Genomic DNA, 21,793 nt, shown 5'->3' with positions numbered 1-21,793 from the left:
TTACCGATTTGGAGCCAGTCGGCACCTGGACAGGCGCGTGACGCCGGAGGTCACGCGCCAATCCGACGGTCCGACCTATTCCTCGGCCCGGTAGGTGACAGCGCCGCCGACCAGTGTGAGGCTGACCGGCAGGTCGACGAGGGCATCCGAACCCACCAGCACCGGATCCTCTGCCCAGACGGCGAGGTCGGCCTTGTAGCCGACCGCTATCCGGCCAAGCGTGTCCTGGTCACCCTGCGCCCGAGCCGAGCCGGTGGTAAATCCGGCCAGGGCTTCCAGCGGGTTCAGTACCTGAACTGGCTCGAAGACCGGTGCATCAGGGTTTCCTGGTGTCCGGCGCAGCCGTGCCCACGCCATCCCGAGCCGGGCGTCCAGCTGGGCCACCGGCCAGTCGGAGCCTAGCGCCAGTGGCACCCCGGCGTCGTGAACGTCACGGGTGCGCCAGGCGCGGCTGGTCCGCTCGGGACCCATCCGGGCTGCCCAGGCATCGGACCCGTCTGCCTTGCGCCACTGCAGGTGCAAAGGCTGCATCGAAGCGGTGATCCCGTGCTCGGCCAGCCGGGCCAGGTCTTTGTCTGCCAGGCACTCGAGGTGCTCGATCCGATGTGGCGCTCCGCCGCGCGAGGTGACACCGGCGGCAACATAGGCATCGATCGCGGCGCCGATCGCCCGGTCGCCGATGGCGTGGGTGGCGATCTGGAAGCCGGCCTCACTGTATTGCCGAACCACGTCTGCGTAGTCGGCCGGGTTCGGCCAGAACGAATCCAGGCCGCCGCCGAGGGCGTCGGGTTCGTAGAGCCAACCGGTGCCGGAATCAATCACCCCGTCGGCGAACATCTTGATCAGGCCGCCACGCCAGCGCTCGCCGCGGCGGTCCCGCATCGAGATGAACTCCGCGATGCCGGCCGCATCGCGCTCCGGTGCATGACCTAGTGCGTGGACCAGGCGGACCGGCAGGCCGTCGCCGGTGGCGGCCAGCTCATCGAGCATATCCAAGCTGGAGCCGGCGCCGTCCATCACAGCACCGCCGGTGATCCCCGAGGCGTTGAGCCGACGCAGCACGTCCTGGCTGCGGCGGACGACTTCGGCACGGGACATCGCCGGCGCACCTGCGAGCACAGCGTCGTACGCCGAGGCTTCCCGCAGCTCGCCGGTCGGAACGCCGTCCTGGTCCACCACGATCTGCGAGGCGTCGCCGAACGTAACGGATCCGGTTATGCCGGCCGCGCGCATCGCTGCAGGCGTGGCCAGTGCGGTGTGCATGTCGAAAACGAAGATGAAGGTCGGCGAGCCCCGGACGGCATCCTCAATCAGTGCTGCCGTAATGGGCTGGCGGCCGAAGACGTCATAGTCGAGATTCCAGCCGCGCAGCCAGGCGCCGGGCTCCTGCGTGAGGATCCGGTCGGCCTCCGCGCGCAGCAGGGCGAGGAATGCCTCCATCGTGGTCACGCCGGCGAAGTCGATGCCTTCAGTGGATTTCGCCCCCATGAACGGGTGGATATGACCGTCGATAAGCCCAGGTGTCACTGCGTGCCCGCCGACATCGATCAGCTCCGTGCCGGCACCACGATACTCCGCGACGTCGCGCTCATTTCCGACGGCGATTATGGTGTCGCCGCTGATCGCGAGCGAGCTCGCAACCGGATTGCGTGGATCGAGGGTGCGGACCTTCGCATTGACGATGATCTTGCTGGCGGTTGTGCTCTGTTGGGGCACGGAAATGACTCCTTACAGTAGGGGGCGATGGCAGGCAGCGGATGGTCAGGAGACTTCGAGCTCTTCGCGCTCGGAGAAGTCCATCATCGGCGGCTTGCGGCGGAAGAACCTGGTGCGGACCGCCAGAATGACGGCTCCGACGAGCATCCAGCAGAGCCCGACGACGAAGGTGAAGCCGGTCAGCGACGTCCACAGCCACAGGGTCAGCGCGAAGCCGACCGCCGGCAGCAGGCCGTAGCGGAACAGATCGAGCGGCGACCGGCGTCGCTGGTCGAACAGATAACTCTTGATCACGGAGAGGTTCACCATCGAGAAAGCGGCAAGCGCGCCGAAGTTGATGATCGTCACGGCCGCGTCCAGGCTGATGAAGAGCGCTACGAGCGAGAACGCCGAGACGACGATGGCTGCGAAAACCGGGGTGCGAAAACGCGGGTGCAGGTAACCGAACGGCCTCGGCAGAATCCCGTCGCGGCCCATCGAATAGAGAATCCGGGAGACACTGACCTGGGAGGCTGCGCCGCAAAGTATTGTCCCGACGATGTAGACCACCACGAACAGGGCCTGCAGGGCGGAACCGCCCACTCGTTGCATCATCTCGAGGCCGGCGGCGTCGAGATTGGTGATCTGCCGCCAATCCGGATAGACCAGCGAGCCGGCCAGAGCCACCACGAAGAACGTGCCGCCACCGATCAGCGTGGTGAGCATGATCGCCCGGGGAATGTCCTTTTTCGGCCGTCGTGCCTCTTCGGACAGGGTGGACACCGCGTCGAAGCCGAGGAAGGCCAGTGCGAGCACCGCCGCCCCGGCAAAAATCGGGCCGATACCGCCCTCGCCGGGAACCAGCGGGGTCAGAAGGGAGACTTGGGCGTCGGCGGAGGAGGCGAACCGAATGGAGAAAACCACGAAGAGTACGGTGATCAGCACCCCAAGTCCGACGGCGAGGAAGTTCAGCTTGGCGACGATCTTGATGCCGACAATGTTGAGTCCGAGCACGATGAGTAGCCCGGCCAGGGTAAACACGAACTGTGGAATCGCGGGGAACTGGGCGTTGAGGTAGATGCCGATCAGCAGGAAGTTGATCATCGGCAGGAAGAGGTAGTCGAGCATGAGCGTCCAGCCGGTCAGGAACCCGATGTTTCCGCCGAAGGACTGCTGGGAGTAGGTGTAGGCCGATCCTGCGACAGGGAATTTCACCGCCATCCGGCCGTAGGAGTAGGCGGTGAACAGCATTGTGGCAGTCGCAAGGATGTACGCGGCCGGGAGGTGGCCGTCGGTGATCTCTACGCCGGGCCCATACACGGTGAAGACCGCGCCGAGGCCAAGGTAGGTGAGGCCGAAGATGGTCAGCCCGGTGAGGCCAAGAGAGCGTCGCAGTCGTGGCCGCTCCGATGCGGTACGAGGCGGGACAGCGTTGGCGGTCATTGCGATTTCCTTAACGGTAGAAGCGAAGACGGAACCGCTGGACAAAAATTAATGTCTTTAATTACTTCGAGGAGTGTAACTGTAGTGCAGGTCACATCACAACAACCTCGGGAGAATTCGTGACGACCAAAGAAGTCGGTCGAAGGAGGGCTGGCCGGCCGAAAACCTCGCTGCTCAGCCGGGAACTGATCATCTCCACCGCCTTTGAGGTGCTGCAGGCGACCGGTGCCGACGGCTTCACGATGACCCGGCTGGCAGAAGCGCTGGGCGTGCAGACGCCTGCGCTGTACAACCATGTGGCGAACAAGAATGCGGTGCTGAACGGGATGCGCGGTCGGATTTCTCGGCGGATGGAGCCGGACGTTTTTGCTCGGTTGCCCTGGGATGAGGCAATGATTGCCTGGGCGAGGTCGTACCGATCGGCATTCGCCGCCCATCCGGAAATCATCGCCTTGCTGGCTATGCTGCCAATCGACGGTGAGCGGAATGTGGTTGAGAACTACGAGGCGGTCAGCAGTGCGCTGGTGCGGGGTGGATGGCCGGAAACAGAGATCGTCTCGACAATCGTCGCGACGGAATCCTTCATTATCGGGTCAGCGTTGGATGCGCTGGCCCCAGTTGGCAACATGGACCCGAAACCGCACACAGACCTGGCCCCGACACTCGACCGGGGGCTGCGGGAGCGGAAGGCCCAGGCGGACGGCGCAGGGGTGAGCGAGGCCGCCCTCACATTTGAGATCGGGCTTGAGGTTCTGATTGACGGTCTGCGAGCTCGGCTGAAGCGGCTCACTGCCTGATCGCGGTCGGACGCCGCCTCAGTCGTGGCTAAGGCAGACGAGTCGTGGGTTGTTTCACACGACTCGTCTGCCTTAACCACGAGTCACTGCACGACGGGGGCCGCAATTGCGCGAGCCGCTGCCAGCACGATGTCCGGGTTCGTCACGAAGTATGCGTCCGGATCCGCTCCATCGTTTGAACCGAGCGAAATCCGGCTATTCCCACGGCTGAAGATCTGCTTGGCCGAGAGGTGAACAGCGCCGAGTCCGGATTCTCGAAGGACGGCTATGTCATCGGGGTGTACCCCGCCTCCGGCCATTATCTGAATCTCTCCGGCGGCGACGTCAACGAGTGCGCGCAGCACCTCGAGCCCCTCCACGGCACGTCGAGCCTGCCCGGAGGTCAGCACCCGATCCACGCCGATTCCGGCCAGGGACCTGAGGCAGCCCACCGGGTCCGCGGAGTGATCGATGGCGCGGTGAAATGTAACCTCGACATCCGGGTTTATCGCCTTCGCCGCGTCGGCCAAAGCCCTGGTCAGGGTGAGATCCGCCGTGCCGTCTTCGCGTAGCGCGCCGATCACAACGCCATGCACGCCCTGCCGAACGAGCGCGGCTACCTCGCGGAGAGCGATCGCAGCCTCCGCGTCGTCATAGACGAAATCACCGGGGCGCGGTCGTATCAGGGCGTGAATGCCGAAAAGCCGTCCTTCGACAGCGTTGAGCACAGCCTCGCTCTGGCCCTCGGACGGTGTGAGCCCGCCAAGTTCCATAGCCGTGCAGAGTTCCGCACGGTCAGCGCCGGCGGTGCAGGCGGTGAGTGCGCCGGCGGCGCTGTTGACCGCAATCTCCAGGTCGGGCTGCCGCATGGTCAAATGTCCTCATCCGCGGCCGGCACGATTCGGGCCGACAGATCGGGGGCGTCGAAATCAACGTCGAACGGGTACATCGGCCTGCTGATGCGGTGGTGGCCCAGCCGAAGCAGGTCCTGGTCAACTCCGCCGGGAGTCAGTGCCAGCATCCAGTCGGCCGCCATGTCGAATAGCTCGGGTTCCAGGTAGCCGATCTTCACGATGACGATATCGGCGGAACGAGGATCGAGGCCCAGCTGGGAGAAATCACGCTCCAGGTGGTACGGCTTTCGGCTGCCGGTGATGATCACGCTCAGACCGCCGACTCGGACGACCACCTCGGTACCGGCGTGCTCGTCTCCGTGACGAATGTGCTCGACGATTCCAGTCAGCATCGCCGGGCCCGCCGGCCCGGCGTCGACAATCGCCCCAACGCTCAGTGAAACGGATCCGCCAATGCCGGCTTCCACACATTGCTCGACGGCGTGCGGATCCGGAATCGAGGCATAAATGGCAGTGACAGCACCACTGACCAGGTCGTCATGCATCAGCAATTCGCGAAGCGTCCAGGTGACGTCACCGGCGCCTCCGGCAGTCGGGTTATCGCCCGAATCGCTGATGAAGTACGGGCGCTTGTCGCTGCGCAGCGCGGTTTCAAGGCACAGATCGAGAGAGCCGGCCGGCGCAACGAACGAGAAGTCTTCATGTCGCTCCCAGACGGCCTGTGCGATCTTCTCGGCTTCCGCGCTGATCAGCCCGGCATCGTCGCCGGTCACCATGACGACCGCGCAGTTCCGGGGTTCATCGGCCCAGGCGTAGCCGATCCAGATCGCCGCGTCCAGCACGCCTGGCAGCGCCTCTGTTCTGGGCACCATGTCGTACAGACTTCGCGCCGGCTCGATCCGGGTACTCGTCTTTTCGCCGGGCAGGAGGATGGGGATCGGTATCCACGCCTTGCGCGGACGGCGTTCCTTCGCGGGTAGTGCGAGACGGTCGAGCAGATTGCGCACGGCGCGTTCCTTGGTTTCCAGCGCATCTTCGTGCGGCGCCATCCGGTAGCACGTCAACAGGTCGAGGGCGTGCGCCAGACGCCAGCTGACGTTACCGTGCAGGTCCATGCCGGTGCTGATGATTACGTCGGGACCGACCACATCTCGAATGGCCACCGCAAGATCGCCCTCGGCGTCATCCATGCCGATGACGCTCATCGCGCCGTGAATGTCGAAGACCAATCCATCGAGCCTCCCGGCGTCCTTCAGCCCGCCGAGGATCTCCGACTTGAGGTCTTCGTAGTCCTCGCGCGGCACCGGACCTCCGGGGATTCCCCGGCCTTGCAGGATCGGGACCCATTCCGCAGCATCGTGCAATGCCCCGCCGGGCTGCCAGAACGGCCGTCCGTCGAGAATCTCGGCGCCGCGTTTGGGCGACAACATCGCCGTCGTCGTCCGTGCTGGTGAGAAGGTGCTGGCCTCAAGACTCAGGCCGGCTATTGCGATTCGCGGAAGTGTAAGCGACACGTGATTTTCCTGTCGGTTGATGGGCGCGGGGCAGCGATGGCGAAAGCTAGTGCGAATAAGTGTCAAACGCGGCGTGGAGTGCGAGCCGGCCCGCACCGGCAAGTCCGGAGTCTGCTCCGAGAAGCGAAGTCCCGATCACGAGGTGCTTGGTCACCAGGGGATGACACCCCTCGTAGAGCTGGCTCCTGAACGATGCAACGAAAGGCTCGAGGGTGGAGAAAGTGCCGCCGAGAAGCACCGCCGACGGGTTGAAGAAGTTGACGATCGCTGACATGACCGAGCCCAGGTGCCGTCCGGAGTCTCGGACAAGTGCGGTCGCCTCGGGATGCGCGTCCTCAACCAGGGCGACTATGTCGCTTGAATCGTTGATGGTGGTGCCGCGCTCGCCCAGCATCCGCGCGACGGCGGCTCCTGACGCAATAGTTTCCAGGCAGCCACGGTTACCGCAGGAACACGGGTAGCTGCCCGCGGCCGGAGTCCGGGCGTGAGTAATGTCGCCCGCTGCTCCGTTCGCGCCCTGATAGATCTGGCCATCGATAATCAGGCCCGAACCAATAGCAGTTCCGGCCTTGACCACAATCATCTGGCGGTGCTTGTTCGGCTGCGCGGAGTACTCCCCAACGGCCATAGCGTTCGCATCGTTTTCGACAACCGTCGTCGTCTCGAACCGCTCCGCGAGTGCATCGCGAAACGGGAACCTGTGCCAGCCCGGCATCCGCGAGGGAGAGTCGACGAAGCCGCCCTCGACATTGACTGGGCCCGGCAGAGAAATGCCGAGACCCATCAACGTGCGCCCCGGGCGATCTGTGATCAGCTGGTCAAAGGCAATGCCTAATGTGGCAAGACAGGCTTCAGGACCCGACCCGATGTCAAAGGGCAGGGTCTTTGACGCTTCCAGTTTCCCGTCGGCGGACATTATGCCGACTCGCAGGTGATGCCCGCCCAGGTCGGCGCATGCCACGTAGTTCGACTGTCCGCCAAGGGACAGTATCCGAGGGCGGCGTCCGCCAGTTGAATCACCTTCACCCGCTTCTGTCAGAGCACCTGAACGGACGAGGCCGGCCACTGCCATCGAGATTGACGAGGGCGCCATCCCGAGAACCGAGCACAGTTCGGCGCGGGAATTTGCCCGCCCGGATGCCACGAGAGCCAGCACCCTGGCGCTGACGCTTTTCGACGCTGTCCCAGCACGGCGATCAAGCGTCGTTCTTTTTTCAGTCATGAATTAAGTATCCCGACTTTCTGTGATTCAAAGTCAAGTAGTTAGAGGTAAGTATTTGTTTTGCGATCGATGCTGTCAAACACGACTGGACAGAGCCCTTCGCTAGTTCGATGCTGGCCCCGGTATTCCAGTGCTTGTTGGTTATATCTGCCTGCCGACTTCTGCTATTTTTGAAATAACTTTCTTTTTACAGAAGCTGTTGACTTTCTTCATTAACTCGCCGTTAACTAAGTGTCGGGACGCGCCGTCCCATCGTCAACTTTGAATTGCACTGTCGCCCCTCGAAGGTCGGTGGGCGTTGCGTGAACTGGAGGACTAGCGTGGCTTTCCGTAACAGCTTCGGCAAGAAGACGCGTAGCGTGCTGGCTGCGTCTGCGGCTCTTGCTTTGGGATTAATGGCAGGTTGCTCAAGCTCCGGGGCCGACAGCGACACGCCTGCCAAGGATTCGGTGAGCTACGCCTGGCCGGTAGCGCAAACACCGAACTGGATCATGCCGCTGGGTACCGCCGGACACACGTCGACGATAAATACCTCGCTGATCGACAGCATGTGGGTACCGCTCTTCGCATACAACACGGCGAGCGGAAGCATGGCCTGGGATAAGAAGGCGAGTTCGGCGAAGAGCTACAAGTTCTCCGACGACGGAAAGACTGTCACGATCACGCTCAACAAGATGAGCTGGACGGACGGCAAGCCACTAACCAGTCGCGATGTCGAATTCTGGTACAACCTGGTCAAGGCGAACAAGGAAGAATGGGCGAACTATTCGCAAACCCGGATCCCGGACAACATCTCGGACTTCACCACCGTTGACGAGCAGACATTTTCACTGACCTTCGACAAGGCCTACAACCAGGACTGGCTTGTGTCGACACAATTGGCTGTTGTCCGGCCGATGCCACAGCACGCCTGGGACAAAACGGGCGACGGCGAGACCCCCAGTGACCTGGACCGCACCACAGACGGCGCGAAGAAAGTCTTCGCCTACCTTAAGGCCGCCGCGGAAGACATGGGCAGCTATTCCACGAACAAGCTGTGGAAAACAACTCTCGGGCCCTACGCGCTGGGTTCATTCGACGCCTCAGGGAAGGTCGTGCTCTCGAAGAATGAGAAGTACGATGGCGCCGATCCGGCAAAGATCAAGACAGTTAATCTGCTTCCTTACACCTCGGCGGATGCTGAGCAGAACGCCCTACGGAGCAAGTCGCTCGACTACGGCTACATAACGGCGTCCGCAATGCCGCAAAAGGACCAATTCGAGCAGCAGGGATACGCCGTCACTCCGAAACCGGGCTGGTCGGTCACCTATATGCCGTACAACTTCAACAACCCGACAATGGGCAAGGTCTTCTCCCAGCTATACGCCAGGCAGGCCATCCAGAAGTCGGTCGACCAGAAGAGCATCTCCAAGGTCGTATGGAACGACAGCGCCCAGCCCGGTTACGGACCGGTCCCGCAGGGAAACAAGTCCGATTTCCTCTCCACCGAGCAAACCGGAAATCCGTACCCGTTCGACACCGGCGCCGCGCAGTCGATACTGACCGAACACGGTTGGGTCATCGGTGACGATGGCGTCGCAGTCTGCGACGATGCCGGCTCCGGTGAGACGCAGTGCGGCGAGGGAGTGGCAAAGGGGACGAAATTCGAGGTCACGGTACTGACCCAGAACGGGTCAACCGAGACTGACAACATGATGAACGAAATCCGGTCCTCGCTGTCGAAGACCGGCATCAAGATGACGGTGCAGGCGGCTCCGGTCAATTCGGTGCTCGCCCAGGCGCAGGAATGCAAGTCGTCTGACCCGGCGTGCAAGTGGCAGATGTCATTCTTCGGCACATCGGGCAGTTGGTACTTCCCCGCGTATCCGACCGGCGAGAAGATCTTCGGCACGGGTGGCAAGTCCAACTTCGGCGGCTACTCGAATCCTGAAGCTGACAAGCTGCTTGATGCCGCAATGATGTCGAACGATGGCTCCGCAATGCAGAAGTACAGCGCGCTGCTGGCCAAGGATTTGCCGGTTGTCTGGATGCCAAACCCTGTCTACCAGGTAGCCGTGACCGGTAGCGGCCTGAAAGGCACGGAACAGGACGTCGATCAGATCTACCCGCAGCGCTGGTCCTGGTAATCAGGACAGTCAGCTTGCCGGCCCGCCGTCTGCAGAGAGAAAGAAACGCCAGTGGACATACTTCGCTTCATGCTTGGCCGCATCGGGCAGGCGTTGGTGGTGGTCTTCGTCGTCACCATTATCGTCTTCCTGCTGCTGCACGCACTTCCGGGCGGGCCGGCCCGCGGTGTGCTCGGAGTGCAGGCAACCCCTGAGCAGATTGCGCTCTTCAACACCGCTCAGGGCCTGGACAAGCCGCTTGTTGTGCAGTACATCGACTATCTCGGCCGGCTGCTGCAGGGTGATCTGGGCACGTCGTATGTCCTGAACGCCTCAGTGTCCGACATGCTCGTCCAGCGGCTACCGAAAACGCTGCTGTTGTCGGTGCTCTCGGCGGCGGTAGGGCTGGCAATTGCGATCCCGGTTGGGCTGTGGCAGGCATCCAGACGGGGCAAACCTTCGGACTACGTACTGACCGCCCTGTCGTTTGTCGCTTATGCGACGCCGGTCTTCTTCCTGGGACTGGTGCTGATCGTCGTGTTCAGCCAGGTCTTGCCCATTCTGCCGTCCCAGGCTCCGCAGGGTGACACGATCTGGCAGATTCTCGGCGATCCTGCTGCACTCATTCTTCCCGTTGCAGCCGGCTCGCTCGGGATGGTCGCCGTCTTCAGCCGATACATGCGCAGTTCGACCCTGGACAACCTGTCCGAAGATTATGTGCGGACCGCGCTCGCCAAGGGGACGCCAATGCGAAAAGTTCTGCAACGCCATGTCTTTCGAAACTCACTGACGGCGATCACCACGATGCTCGGGTATTACATTCCGGTTCTTTTTGGCGGGGCGCTGGTCGTCGAGCAGCTCTTCAACTTTCCGGGGATGGGCCTGCTCTTCTGGAGCGCGGCCCAGGCTCCCGACTTTCCGATCCTGCTCGGCTGCGTCCTGGTTATCTCAATCGCAACGGTAGTCGGAAGCCTGCTAGCCGATCTTGCGCAGGTTCTCATTGATCCACGGGTGAAGGAGGCTCGATGAGCGGCGTACCGATTGAAGTTGTGCAAGCGCACAACGACCTGCCGGTGAACGTCGGCAACGCGCGGATGATGTTGCGCCGGTTTATCCGCAACAAGCTTGCCGTCGCCGGTTTCGCCATCGTCGTGCTTGCGTTCGCCTTTTCATTCCTTGGCCCGCTGCTGTATCAGACCGACCAGATGCACGTGGATCTTGCCTCAGCCAACCAGGCACCCGGACCAGGGCATCCGCTCGGCGCGGACGCGGTGGGATTCGATCAGCTCGGGCGAATGATGGTCGGCGGGCAGACGTCCCTGGTTATCGGACTTGCGGCTGGCCTGCTGGCGACGTTGATCGGCGCAGTGTGGGGCTCGATCGCCGGGTACGCCGGAGGCTGGGTGGACTCGGCAATGATGCGGCTCGTCGACAGCGGTATCGCGATACCCGCGCTCTTCATTCTGCTGGTCATCTCGGCGATCACCTCGCCGAACAGCGCGACGATGATTCTGGTTGTGGCCTGTCTCTCCTGGCTCGTGCCCTCACGGCTGGTTCGGGCGGAAACGCTTTCGCTCAAGAACCGGGACTACGTGCTGACGCTCAGGGCGATCGGCGGATCGCACTTCCGGGCCATCGGCAGACATATCCTGCCGAACACGGTGAGCACGCTCGTTGTCAACGCAACGTTTCAGGTCGCGGACGCGATTCTGTTGGTGGCGTATGTCAGCTATCTCGGCATGGGCGTCCAACCGCCGGCCACGGACTGGGGCGGCATGCTGTCTGCCGGTCTCACCGCGGTCAACTCAGGATCGTGGTGGCTGATAGGTCCGCCGGGTGTTGCGATCATCCTCGTGGTCTGCGCGTTCAACGCGATCGGCGACGGACTCCGCGACATGTTTGATGTGAAAGGCCAGTGATGACTGAGAACGTCCTTGAAGTGTCGGGATTGCGGGTCGAGTTTTCAACCGAAAGCGGGACGATCACCGGGGTCGACGGTGTAGACCTCGAGATCGCGCCGGGCGAGGTTCTGGCGTTGGTCGGTGAGTCCGGCTCGGGGAAGAGTACTGTCGCCCTGTCGATCATGGGACTGCTGTCCCGCAATGCTAGCGCCAGCGGAGAGGTCCGCGTTTCCGGCGAGCGGATCAATCCGGATGACCCCATTTCGATGTCGGCCAAACGCGGTTCGCTGATGGGGATGGTGTTTCAGGAACCGTCGACTGCGCTCAACCCGCTGCACAGGATTGGCGACCAGATCGCGGAGGTAGTTCGTAATCACGGAACCGCAGGCAGGTCGGCAGCTCAACAGAGGGCCGTTGAGCTCTTGCGTCTGGTTGGCATCCCGCAACCGGAGATCAAGGCCCGCGCCTACCCCCATCAGCTATCCGGCGGACAGCGGCAACGCGTCGTCATCGCTATCGCCATCGCGAATTCCCCCAAGCTGCTGGTTGCCGACGAGCCGACAACCGCCCTCGACGTCACTGTGCAGGCGGAAATTCTCGATCTGCTCCGGGACCTGGCCGAACGAACCGGTACTTCGGTCCTACTCGTCACGCACAATATGGGAGTCGTGGCGGACTTCGCCGACCGGGTCGCGGTGATGCTGAACGGCGAAATAGTGGAGTCCGGCACCGTCGACGATGTCCTGCTGCGCCCTGAGCACGATTACACAGTGAAGCTGCTCGCGGCCGTACCGCGGTTGCGCTGGGACGTTGTCGAAGAATCGCCGGCCCGGAAGACCGATGACGTGGAACCTGCGGACGCCACCGTGATTGAGCTCGAGAACGTTTCTGTGGTCTATGGCAGGGGCCGCAAGGCTTTCCGTGCCCTTGACGGCGTCTCATTCGGCGTGAAGAAGGGCACCACGCTCGGGCTGGTCGGTGAATCCGGTTCCGGGAAGTCGACGGCCGGCCGTACGGCGATTGGCCTGATCAAACCCTCAAGTGGAGCCGTGCGCCTGTTCGGTCAGGATTTCGCTTCCCTGCGCAGGCCCGAGAGACGACGGCTGCAATCGAAAATCGGCATAGTGCTTCAGGATCCGGTGGCATCACTTGATCCAAGAATGGGAGTGCTGGACTGCGTCGCCGAACCGCTCCTGGTGCATGGCCGCCCAGTTGCGGATTCCAGTCGCTCGGCCGGCCGTTATTCCAGGAACGATGCCCGGCGCGCCGTCGCCGACATGCTCGACGCCGTGCACCTGCCGGCCGGTGTGATCAGCCGGTACCCGCATGAACTGTCCGGAGGTCAGCGGCAACGGATCAGCCTCGCCCGGGCGCTGATTCTCGATCCGCAACTTCTAATCGCCGATGAGGCAACCTCGGCCCTCGACGTGTCGGTGCAGGCGAGCGTGCTTGGCATTCTGTCCGAACTACAACAGCGGCTCGGCTTTGCCTGTTTGTTCATCTCCCATGACCTGGCCGTTGTTCAGGAAATGGCTCAAAACGTCGTGGTGTTGCGTAACGGACGTGTTGTCGAAGCCGGACCGACCGCGGCAACACTCGTCAGGCCGCAGGATGACTACACTTCCGCCCTGCTGGCGGCAGTTCCGGTTCCAGACCCGGTTGCGCAGCGTGAACGCCGGCTTGCCCGACTTCGTGACAAGACGCAGTTCGATCAGGCGCAGGGTGACCGCGTCTCGTGAAATCCATACTTCTCGGCGTCGATGTGGGTGGGACGACGACACAGGTGGTTGCCTGTACGCAGGACCTCGTCGTCATCGACCGCGAGTCGGTCCGTACTCCGGCGCGAACGGGCGGTTCGGCGATGATGGACGCAATCACTGACCTTATCGCCCTGCTCCTGAACCGGAACCGCGCGACGGCGTCGGCTATCGGAGTGGGCGCGGCCGGAGTAGTCGATCAGCGGACGGGTGCCGTGCTGGTGGCAAGCGATTCTTTCGTTGATTGGGCCGGGACGCAGGTTGCCACCGAACTCAGTGTGCGGTTCGACGCCGGAACCGTGCTTGAAAACGATGTCAACGCCTTCGTTGCCGGCGAAGTCGCAGTCGGTGCGGCCCGAGGTTGCGGGCAGGTTTTCGGAATGACCCTTGGCACCGGAGTTGGCGGGTCACTTATGGTCGACGGCATGCTCTGGCAGGGAGCACACGGCGCCGCCGGCGAAATCGGGCATACCCCGGGATTCGGCGACCTGCCGTGCACCTGTGGGGGCAAGGGGCATCTTGAGACCATTGCATCTGGGCGATCGATCGCGCGGAGGTACGAACGGCTCACCGCCCGTGCCGAAGGCGTTTCGGCGGCAGAGGTCGCGGCGCTGGCCCGGACCGGAGATGGCGTAGCGGGTGAGATCTTCGCCGATGCCGGAGCCGCCGTCGGCCGAGGTGTGCTCATGGTCGCCGGGTTGCTCGACGTGGACACCGTCGTAGTTGGTGGCGGTGTGAGCCAGGCATGGGACCTTCTCGAGCCGACCCTCTCAAGGGAACTCCGGGAGGAGCCCCCGGTGAGTGGCGCCAAGATTCGGGTTCTGCGGGGTGAGCTTGGAACAGACGCCGTCGCCCTCGGCGCGGCTTCGCTTGCGGCGTCGAAATTCCTGGCGACTAGCGAAGGCCGAGCTTCTTCCAGATGACCGTCAGGTCTGCGGCTCGGTGGGGCTGAGTTCCGCGTAGGCATCGCGTAGCTCGATGAAGGCGTCGTTATCCCAAGCGACCGGATTTCCCGCGAGCGCCGGTGCGAGGCGATCGAGGGAATGATGCAGCCCAACGAGATCGCCGCGCTCGATGGCCATATCCAGGTCAGGGATGAAGTAGGTAGCGCGGAGTCGAGTGCCGTCAGCGGTGGCCTCCAGTTCCCAACGCATCCACGAGCCCGGACTGGTGTGGGTGTGCTCGAGCAGCGTCGGTGCTGCGAGTCGCACGATCACGAACTCAAGGGTCGGGAAGTCGGTCTCTGGCCAGTCGAAGACGATCTTGCCGCCCTCACGGAGGTCGACGGTGATATCCGCGGTGAACGGTGGCCACCAGTCGGCAAGGCGCGCAGGTTCCGTGATCGATGCCCAGACCTCGTCGATCGGGAAGGCGAGTGAGCGGTCGAAGCGAACAATGCCGCCGTCGGGAGTGCGCTCGATCGTGCCATTGGGACTGGGACTCATGGTTGCTCCATTGTTGTGTGGTTGTTCGCGGTCGGATTCGCGGTGCGTTCGAGATGCCGTTCGAGGGCGTCCAGGCGGCCGGCCCATTCCGCTCTGTACGGTTCGAGCCACTCGTCCAGCTCTTTCAACGGCTCTGGGCGGAGGCGGTAGAGCCGCCGCTGCGCCTCACGCCGGACTTCGACGAGCCCGGCGTCTCGCAGCACCTTGAGGTGCCGCGAGACACCGGGCTGGTGCATGCCGACGATCTCGACGAGGTCACCGACCGAGTGCTCACTACCGCGGACGGCGTCGAGGATGCGGCGCCGAGTTGGCTCGGCGATAGCTTCCAGCACGGCGGTCGATGTCATAGCCCCACCATACGATATGGCGTATATATGCGCAAGCGAATATTCGAGGGCCGGGGGATGCAAGCAATGTCGCCCGGAGTTTTTACTCCTTGACTGCTCCGCCAAGCACGCCCTCGATGAACTTCCGCTGGAAGATCAGATAGACGATCACCACCGGCGCGGCGATCAGCAGGGCGGCGGCGGCCAGCTGGGCGGTGTCCGAGCTGTGCTGGCCCTGGAAGAAGGCAAGGCCCAGCGGCACTGTCCGGTATTGGTCACTGCTGACCATCACCAACGCGAGCAGGAACTCGTTCCATGTCCACATGAAGACGATGACAACCATGGTGGTGATTGCCGGACGGCCCAGGGGCACCAGGATCTGCAACAGCGTCTTCCATGAGTTGCAGCCGTCGAGCCGCGCGGCCTCGACGATCGACTTCGGCGCGGCTCGAAAGTAGGTGCGCATCCAGAACACACCGAAGGCCAACGACTGGGCTGTCTGCGGAATGATCAGCGCCCAAAGGCTATCGGTCAGCCCGTAGCCGCGCAGGTTGAAGTACAGCGGAATGATCACCGCTTCCTGCGGCAGCATCAGCCCGAGGACGAACAGATAATAGAGCACCGTTGACCCCGGAAAGCGCATGGTTCCGAAGGCGTACGCCGCGGGAATCGAGAGCAGACAGGTTGCCACAACGACTGTCACCGTGACCAGCGCCGAGTTCCCGATGTATCCGCCGAAGTGCCCGATCGTCCAGGCGTCAACAAAGTTCTGCCAGTGGAAGCCGTCGAACTTCAGCCCGGTGTCGAGTGAGTTCGGGTCGCCGACGGCGTTACTCAGGATGACGACGATCGGCATCAGGAACGCCAGCGAGAAGAGTGCCAGGATGATATGGGAGAAGGTCTTCTCTGCGGAAGAGATCATCGCGTCCGGCCCTCGATTGTCTTGGCGACCACTGTCGTGATGATCAGGATCACCGCTGTGAGCGTGACGCCGATGGCAGTCGCGGAGCCAACCTGGTTCGTCTCGAAGGCGCGACTGTAGATTTCGTACGAGGGCACCGAGGTCGCCTTACCGGGACCCTGGCTGGTGGTGATGTAGATCAGGTCGAAGTTTCGCATTCCCGAGATGATCGTCAGCGTCGAGGCGACCGCGACATGCGGGCGCAGCGCGGGCAGGGTCACTGCGAAGAACTCACGAACCGGGCCGGCGCCATCGATGCGCGCGGCCTCGAAGAGTTCCTTGGGGATTTGCTGGGCGCCAGCGATGAACAGCACCATGCACAGTCCCGTTTGCACCCAGGAACCGATCACCCCGACGGCCGGAAGCGCGAAGGTGTAGTCGCCAAGCCAGGCACGGCTCACGCCGTCAAGCCCGATGGCATTGAGCGTCTGGTTGATGAACCCTTCCGGGGCGAGCATGTAGCGCCAAGCCACTCCGACGACGACCATCGCGAGCACCTGCGGCATGAAGATGATCGTGCGGTAGACAGACATGCCCCGAAGGGTCGCCCTCGATACGATGCCCGCGATGATCAGGCCGATCGCCACCGGGACCACGGCATAGAAGATCAGCAGGAAGATCGAATGGCCAAACGCGTTGCGGATGTCGGGGTCCGTGAAGACATCGGCATAGTTGCTGAAGCCGGTCCAGGTCGCCACCGTCAACCCGTCCCAGTCGAACAGCGAGATCCAGATCGACTGGCCGAACGGGTAGAGCAGGAAGAAGCCGTAGAGCAGGAGCGCGGGCAGGATGTAGACCAACCCGATCGTCCGGGGCTCACCTGGCGCCGAGTCCCCCTTTCGCCTGGACGGCGTTGTGGGCCTGGCCTTTTCGGCCGGCTTCTTCCGTTTGGACGGCATCAGCTGACTATTTGTTGCCATCCTGGAAATCCCGGTAGTCCTTGTTCAGATTCTTGGCGAACTCGTCGGGGCCGACCCGGCCGTCGATCAGCAGCTGCAGCTGCTCGCTGCTTGTGTCGAAGAATGAGGGCGATGAGTAATCCAGGTAGGGGACCAGGCCATCGTTTTCGGACAGTTGCTTCCAGCCGGCGAACATAGCTGCCTGCGGCGAACCCTCTGGCAGCTTTTCGGCCTCCTTGCCGGGAACTATCGGCAGGATCCCGTTCGTGGTCATCACGTCGGCAGCTTCGGCGTTGCTGATGAAATCGATGTACGCGGCGGCCACGTCATCGTGCTTGGACTTCGAGGTGATCGACCAGGCGAGTCCTTCGCCGCCCGTGGTCACCGGACCTGCGGCGCCATCCTTAGCCGGGGGCGGCATGAAGCCGAGCTTGTCACCGAGGGTCGGTTCGACCTCGGGCAGCTCCCAGGTTCCGGTGATCAGGTAGGCGCCCTTGCCGTCGGCGAATTGCTTGGCCGCGTCGTCATAGCCCAGGCCATTTGCCGATTCCGGGATGTAGCCGTCTTTTGCCCAGGACGCCAGGGTCTGGGCGGCCGATGTGGTCTGATCCGTCTCGAAACCTGGGCCCGAGCCGTAGATGGTGTCGCGGATGTCCTGCGGATTGCCGGCGTTGGCCTGCAGGGCTCCGAAAGTATGGATTGCCGGATACTTGTCGAGGTTCCCGAACTGGACCGGAAGCTCGCCCTTGGCCTTGAGGGCGGGCATCGAAGCCAGGAACTCTTCCCATGTTTTCGGTTCGGCGACTCCGGCCTTCTTCAGGATGTCCTTGTTGAAGTAGATGCCGATGTACTCACCGGCCTGGGAGAGGCCGTACAGATTGCCGGAGCCGAACGACTTCTTGTCCGCGCTCACCCGGTTCAGGTCGAGCAACGGTTTGGGGAACCGGTCCTCCCAGCCAAATACAGTGGCGTAGTCGTCCATCGGCCGAAGCAGGTCGGCCTGGGCGAAACTCACCATCGAACCGTAGCCCTGGTTCGCCTGGACCACATCTGGCGGGTTGTCATCGCTGATCGCCAGCTTCAAGGTGGTGCGCAAATCCGAGAAGCTGCGCGAAGTGCGCTCGATCTTGATGTTCGGGTACTTCTTTTCAAAGGCGGCGTTGAGCGCCTTCAAGGTCTTGTCCTGGCCGCCGCGAACTTCCTGATCCCAGACCCGCAGGGTGACGTCGCCTGCCTGTGCGGGGTCGGGAACGTCTTTCACCTGGGTAGCTGATTCCTTCGGCCCCGATCCGCCGGATGAGCCAGGAACGCACCCGGCGACGCCCAGGGCGACCGCGAGGGATGCGATGGCCCCGAGGGCGCCTAAGCCTAGTCTTCTGCGGGTTGCGGCGGTTCTCATAGAAACTCCTGTGTGACGAGTTAGCCGTTGAAAGGATGAAGCGGTGGGCTGAACATTGAAAGGTTACTGCCGAAATCCGACGGTCGGGATGGCGCGGCGCGGACGACGGCGACTTCGCAGGTCGGGCACGAGGTCCGGGATGAAGCCATACGCGGTCTCGAACCCGACCGAGCCCTTCGCTTGATGCCGCTGGTACCAGTCACCGACCTCGAAGATGCTTGGTGCGGAGAACGATCCGCCCATCCACTGCACGGAGAGGCCTGCGGCGACGGTGCCAAGGGTTACTGCCGAGCGAACGTCGAGCTCGGAAATCAGGCCGACCATGACGCCGGCGGCGAAAATATCTCCGGCGCCGGTTGGATCGACCGACTGTACGTCAATGCCCTGCACCTGCACGATGTCGCCGGTTCCGCCATCCACCGCAATCGCTCCGTCTTTTCCCTGCGTGACGACGGCAAGTTCGACGTGATCGCTGAGCCTTCTAGCGGCATCGAGCGCGTTATCGGTTTTCGTGAAGGCCATCGCCTCCGCGGCATTCGGCATGAACACGTCAACGTAGGCAAGATCGGTGAGATTCGTCAGATCCCACTTCTCGCTCGAATCCCAGCCGGTATCAGCGAACACCTTCGCCCCGCTGCTGCGGGCCTGCGCCAGCCAGGGAACGCTCATTCCCGATTCGATCGAGGCGAAAAACGCCTTCGACTGCGGGATCGCCTCGGGGTTTGCTACCCCGACCTTGCTCACGTGCCCGTGCGAGATCATCGTTCGGTCGCCGTCGTAGGACAGGGACACCGTCACCGGCGTGTGCGCACGGTACTTGCGGATCGAGCCGCTGAGATCGATCGACTCACCGACCTCGAGGCTTTCATGACAGAAGTCCCCGTAGAAGTCGTCACCAAAGATCGTCGCCAGCGATGTTCTCGCCCCGAGCCGGCTGGTGGCGACCGCCATGTTGGCTACTCCACCTGGGCAGCAGCCCATCGCGTCGGCCCAGGTCTCGGTGCCGAGCACGGGAGCGTGCGGCAGGCCAGCGAAGACCAGATCCATGAAGAGCGAGCCGGCAAGAAACACGTCGTACGTCTCGTCGTATGCCTCGCCCGGGTATGCCGTGGAGGTCGCGTCGGACGGGCGGCTTGTGGCGGCGTTTCCGGGGCTCACTTCGCCTCGACGGCTCGCAACGGAACTGCCGTGATCGACTCCGGTCGGGTTCCGACTCTCCGGTGAGCTGACGTCCATGAGCTGAAGAATTGCATAGGGCGTCAGAGAATGTCAATACATACTCAAGTTCAATCAATTTACGTCATGCTTTGGTATATCGTGACGGTATGTTGCGAGACCAGCGCCATGACGAGCTGATCAGGGCCCTGACCCAGCACGGAGCCATGGCGATCAAGGATGTGGCCGCGGTGCTCGGCGTCAGCGAAGCCACTGCCCGACGTGATATCGGTCTGCTCGCCGACGACGGCCGGTTGACCAGGGTGTACGGAGGCGCCGCGATCAAGGCGCCGAACGAGGTCCCATTCGCCTACGCCGAGTACACCGACCACGGCGAGAAGCAGCTGATGGCGCAGGCCGCGAGTGATCTGGTGTCCGATGGCGACACCCTCATCCTGGATATCGGGACCACCATGCTGGAGGTCGCCAGAGCGCTCTCCGGCAGGCCGGTCACCATCATCACCAGCAATATGGCGGTTTACGAGATCCTGAAGCAGGACAGCAAGACGGAGTTGCTGTTCCTCGGCGGGCTGCTGCGGCGAAACTACCACTCGACAGTCGGCTTCCTGACCGAGAACGCCCTGCGGCAGGTGCACGCCGATCTTGCGTTCCTTGGCACGAGCGGGGTCACCCGGCGCGGTCAGGTCGTGGACACAACGCCGGTTGAGGTCTCGATAAAGCAGCAGATGCTGCTTGCTGCTGATCGGGCCGTGCTGGTGGCGACTGCGCGGAAATTTCCAGGCCGCGGGCACGGTGTTGTCTGTGAAGCGGAGCGGATCTCCACTCTGGTCACCTCCACCGAGACCGATCAGGCCTATTTCGAACCATTTGCAGACAGCGGAACCGAGGTAATCACGGCATGAAGATGACAATCCTGGGCGGCGGAGGATTCAGGGTGCCTCTGGTCTACGGCGCCCTGCTGCGCGAGAACGAGGAGTTCGACAATCCGTGCACGGATGTCGTCCTCTATGACGAAGACCTCGACCGGGTTCGGAAAATCGAGGCGGTGCTCCGCGGCCAGGCCGCGGCATCGGCCGACGCTCCCCGGGTGACGAGCACCGATTCGCTCGACGAGGCGCTGGCCGGCACCGACTTCATCTTCTCCGCCATCCGGGTAGGTGGGCTCGACGGCCGTTCGAGCGATGAGCGCAGCTGCCTCGATCACGGTGTGCTCGGTCAGGAAACCACGGGGGCAGCGGGGCTGCTTTATGGCCTGCGCACCCTGCCGGAGGTGCTTCGAATTGCGCATCGGGTAGCCGAAATCTGCCCGGACGCGTGGTTCATCAACTTCACCAACCCGGCCGGAATGGTGACCGAGGCGATGTCGGCGATCCTCGGGGAACGGGTCATCGGCATCTGCGATTCGCCCATCGGCCTGTGCAAGCGGGTCGCCCGGGTGCTTGATGTCGATCCCGAGCTGGTGACTTTCGACTATTTCGGCCTGAACCACCTCGGCTGGCTTGGCGGAGTCATCACTGGAGGACATGACCTGCTGCCGGGACTGTTGCAGAGACCAGAACTGCTGGATCGGTTCGAGGAAGGCAAGCTCTTCGGCGCCGATTGGCTGCGGACGCTGGGCGCCATCCCCAATGAGTATCTGCATTATTACTACAACACCCGAGACGCCATCGAGGCGCTTGGCCATGCGGGTTCGAGCCGCGGCGAGTTCCTGGCCAACCAGCAGCAGCGGTTCTACCAGGCGAGCGAAACCGGGCCCGAAGCGGCGTATCAGCTCTGGCAGAGCGTGCGGCGCGAACGCGAATCGACCTACATGGCGGAGAGTCGCGAGGCGACCGGCGGCTGGGAGCGGGACCAGGAAGACCTCAAGGGCAACGGCTATGAGGGAGTAGCACTGACCTTGATGCGGGCGATTGCGCAAAACGAACCCGCCGAGCTGATCCTGAACGTGCCAAACAACGGCAGCATCGAGGGGCTGCCGGACGACGCGATAGTCGAAGTGATCTGCGATGTGGACGCGCGGGGCCCCAGACCGAAATCGACCAGCGCGCCGAACCTGCATCAGCTGGGTCTGATGCTGACGGTCAAGTCGGTGGAGCGCGATGTCATCGCCGCGGTCCGGGAGGACGATTCCGGGCTGGCATGGCGCGCTCTGGGCACCCACCCGCTCGTCGATTCGACCCGCGTCGCCAGGGCGCTGCTGTCTGGGCACTGACCTCCGGGTTTCGAAGCGGTCAGATCGCCCGGGAACTTTCCCAAACCCGGACTTCGGGAATAGTCGGCAGGCCTGTGTCGCTCTACGCAATGGACCGCAGACGCAGCA

At 62.9% G+C, this 21,793-nt stretch carries 19 protein-coding genes; 8 read left to right on the top strand and 11 right to left on the bottom strand.

Features of this window, described 5'->3' with window-relative positions:
• Positions 1-75: 75 nt before the first annotated feature.
• On the bottom strand, positions 76-1,716 hold the full coding sequence (locus LWF01_RS15395; RefSeq protein WP_349638247.1) for an amidohydrolase: 1,641 nt from the start codon (positions 1,714-1,716) through the stop codon (positions 76-78).
• A 45-nt stretch (positions 1,717-1,761) separates the two neighbouring features.
• Complete coding sequence (locus LWF01_RS15390; protein WP_349638246.1) at positions 1,762-3,138, bottom strand: APC family permease; 1,377 nt, start codon at positions 3,136-3,138, stop codon at positions 1,762-1,764.
• Between the two features lie 119 nt (positions 3,139-3,257).
• Here LWF01_RS15390 and LWF01_RS15385 point away from each other — a divergent pair, with 119 nt between their 5' ends.
• Positions 3,258-3,935, top strand: a complete 678-nt coding sequence (locus tag LWF01_RS15385) for a TetR/AcrR family transcriptional regulator C-terminal domain-containing protein (RefSeq protein WP_349638245.1) — start codon at positions 3,258-3,260, stop codon at positions 3,933-3,935.
• Positions 3,936-4,018: 83 nt separating this feature from the next.
• On the opposite strand, the gene LWF01_RS15380 is transcribed toward LWF01_RS15385, so the two are convergent.
• From LWF01_RS15380 to LWF01_RS15370, 3 genes are read right to left on the bottom strand one after another with little or no spacing between them, the layout of a single operon-like run.
• Positions 4,019-4,783 (bottom strand): copper homeostasis protein CutC, encoded by a 765-nt coding sequence (locus LWF01_RS15380; RefSeq protein WP_349638244.1) that lies wholly within the window; start codon positions 4,781-4,783, stop codon positions 4,019-4,021.
• 2 nt (positions 4,784-4,785) lie between these two features.
• On the bottom strand, positions 4,786-6,282 hold the full coding sequence (locus LWF01_RS15375; RefSeq protein ID WP_349638243.1) for a M81 family metallopeptidase: 1,497 nt from the start codon (positions 6,280-6,282) through the stop codon (positions 4,786-4,788).
• A 46-nt stretch (positions 6,283-6,328) separates the two neighbouring features.
• Positions 6,329-7,504, bottom strand: a complete 1,176-nt coding sequence (locus LWF01_RS15370) for an ROK family transcriptional regulator (RefSeq protein ID WP_349638242.1) — start codon at positions 7,502-7,504, stop codon at positions 6,329-6,331.
• 449 nt (positions 7,505-7,953) lie between these two features.
• Between LWF01_RS15370 and LWF01_RS15365 the strand changes: the two genes are divergently transcribed.
• Genes LWF01_RS15365 through LWF01_RS15345 form a run of 5 tightly spaced genes read left to right on the top strand, consistent with a single transcriptional unit; the run spans position 7,954 to position 14,190 of the window.
• Positions 7,954-9,630 carry a peptide ABC transporter substrate-binding protein gene (locus tag LWF01_RS15365; RefSeq protein ID WP_349638241.1) on the top strand — a complete coding sequence of 559 codons (1,677 nt, stop codon included), beginning with the start codon at positions 7,954-7,956 and terminating at the stop codon, positions 9,628-9,630.
• Between the two features lie 51 nt (positions 9,631-9,681).
• Positions 9,682-10,638 (top strand): ABC transporter permease, encoded by a 957-nt coding sequence (locus LWF01_RS15360; protein ID WP_432761968.1) that lies wholly within the window; start codon positions 9,682-9,684, stop codon positions 10,636-10,638.
• On the top strand, positions 10,635-11,528 hold the full coding sequence (locus LWF01_RS15355; protein WP_349638240.1) for an ABC transporter permease: 894 nt from the start codon (positions 10,635-10,637) through the stop codon (positions 11,526-11,528). The genes LWF01_RS15360 and LWF01_RS15355 overlap by 4 nt, the downstream gene beginning before the upstream one ends.
• Positions 11,528-13,249 (top strand): dipeptide ABC transporter ATP-binding protein, encoded by a 1,722-nt coding sequence (locus tag LWF01_RS15350; protein ID WP_349638239.1) that lies wholly within the window; start codon positions 11,528-11,530, stop codon positions 13,247-13,249. Before LWF01_RS15355 ends, LWF01_RS15350 begins: the two co-directional genes overlap by 1 nt.
• Positions 13,246-14,190, top strand: a complete 945-nt coding sequence (locus LWF01_RS15345) for an ROK family protein (protein WP_349638238.1) — start codon at positions 13,246-13,248, stop codon at positions 14,188-14,190. The genes LWF01_RS15350 and LWF01_RS15345 overlap by 4 nt, the downstream gene beginning before the upstream one ends.
• 3 nt (positions 14,191-14,193) lie before the next feature.
• Here the strand turns inward: LWF01_RS15345 and LWF01_RS15340 are convergent, their stop codons facing one another.
• The 6 genes from LWF01_RS15340 to LWF01_RS15315 form a co-directional block, all read right to left on the bottom strand.
• On the bottom strand, positions 14,194-14,712 hold the full coding sequence (locus LWF01_RS15340) for an SRPBCC family protein (RefSeq protein ID WP_349638237.1): 519 nt from the start codon (positions 14,710-14,712) through the stop codon (positions 14,194-14,196).
• Positions 14,709-15,059: an ArsR/SmtB family transcription factor gene (locus LWF01_RS15335; RefSeq protein WP_349638236.1), complete on the bottom strand. Its 351-nt coding sequence runs from the start codon at positions 15,057-15,059 to the stop codon at positions 14,709-14,711. Before LWF01_RS15335 ends, LWF01_RS15340 begins: the two co-directional genes overlap by 4 nt.
• An 82-nt stretch (positions 15,060-15,141) precedes the next feature.
• Positions 15,142-15,960 carry a carbohydrate ABC transporter permease gene (locus tag LWF01_RS15330; RefSeq protein WP_349638235.1) on the bottom strand — a complete coding sequence of 273 codons (819 nt, stop codon included), beginning with the start codon at positions 15,958-15,960 and terminating at the stop codon, positions 15,142-15,144.
• Positions 15,957-16,919 (bottom strand): carbohydrate ABC transporter permease, encoded by a 963-nt coding sequence (locus LWF01_RS15325; RefSeq protein WP_349638234.1) that lies wholly within the window; start codon positions 16,917-16,919, stop codon positions 15,957-15,959. Before LWF01_RS15325 ends, LWF01_RS15330 begins: the two co-directional genes overlap by 4 nt.
• A complete protein-coding gene (locus LWF01_RS15320) occupies positions 16,906-18,297 on the bottom strand; it encodes an ABC transporter substrate-binding protein (protein ID WP_349638233.1) in 1,392 nt (463 codons plus the stop codon). Before LWF01_RS15320 ends, LWF01_RS15325 begins: the two co-directional genes overlap by 14 nt.
• Before the next feature lie 63 nt (positions 18,298-18,360).
• Positions 18,361-19,533 (bottom strand): carbohydrate kinase family protein, encoded by a 1,173-nt coding sequence (locus tag LWF01_RS15315; protein WP_349638232.1) that lies wholly within the window; start codon positions 19,531-19,533, stop codon positions 18,361-18,363.
• An 89-nt stretch (positions 19,534-19,622) separates the two neighbouring features.
• On the opposite strand from LWF01_RS15315, the gene LWF01_RS15310 reads away from it, so the two are divergent.
• Positions 19,623-20,375, top strand: a complete 753-nt coding sequence (locus tag LWF01_RS15310; RefSeq protein WP_349638231.1) for a DeoR/GlpR family DNA-binding transcription regulator — start codon at positions 19,623-19,625, stop codon at positions 20,373-20,375.
• A complete protein-coding gene (locus LWF01_RS15305; protein ID WP_349638230.1) occupies positions 20,372-21,685 on the top strand; it encodes a family 4 glycosyl hydrolase in 1,314 nt (437 codons plus the stop codon). The genes LWF01_RS15310 and LWF01_RS15305 overlap by 4 nt, the downstream gene beginning before the upstream one ends.
• The last annotated feature ends 108 nt before the right edge of the window (positions 21,686-21,793 follow it).

Origin of the sequence: Saxibacter everestensis (genome assembly GCF_025787225.1) — a bacterium.
Classification (GTDB): Bacteria; Actinomycetota; Actinomycetes; order Actinomycetales; family Brevibacteriaceae; genus Saxibacter; species Saxibacter everestensis.
Note: the sequence above shows the minus strand (reverse complement) of the source record. Positions and strands in the feature narration are given on the sequence as shown.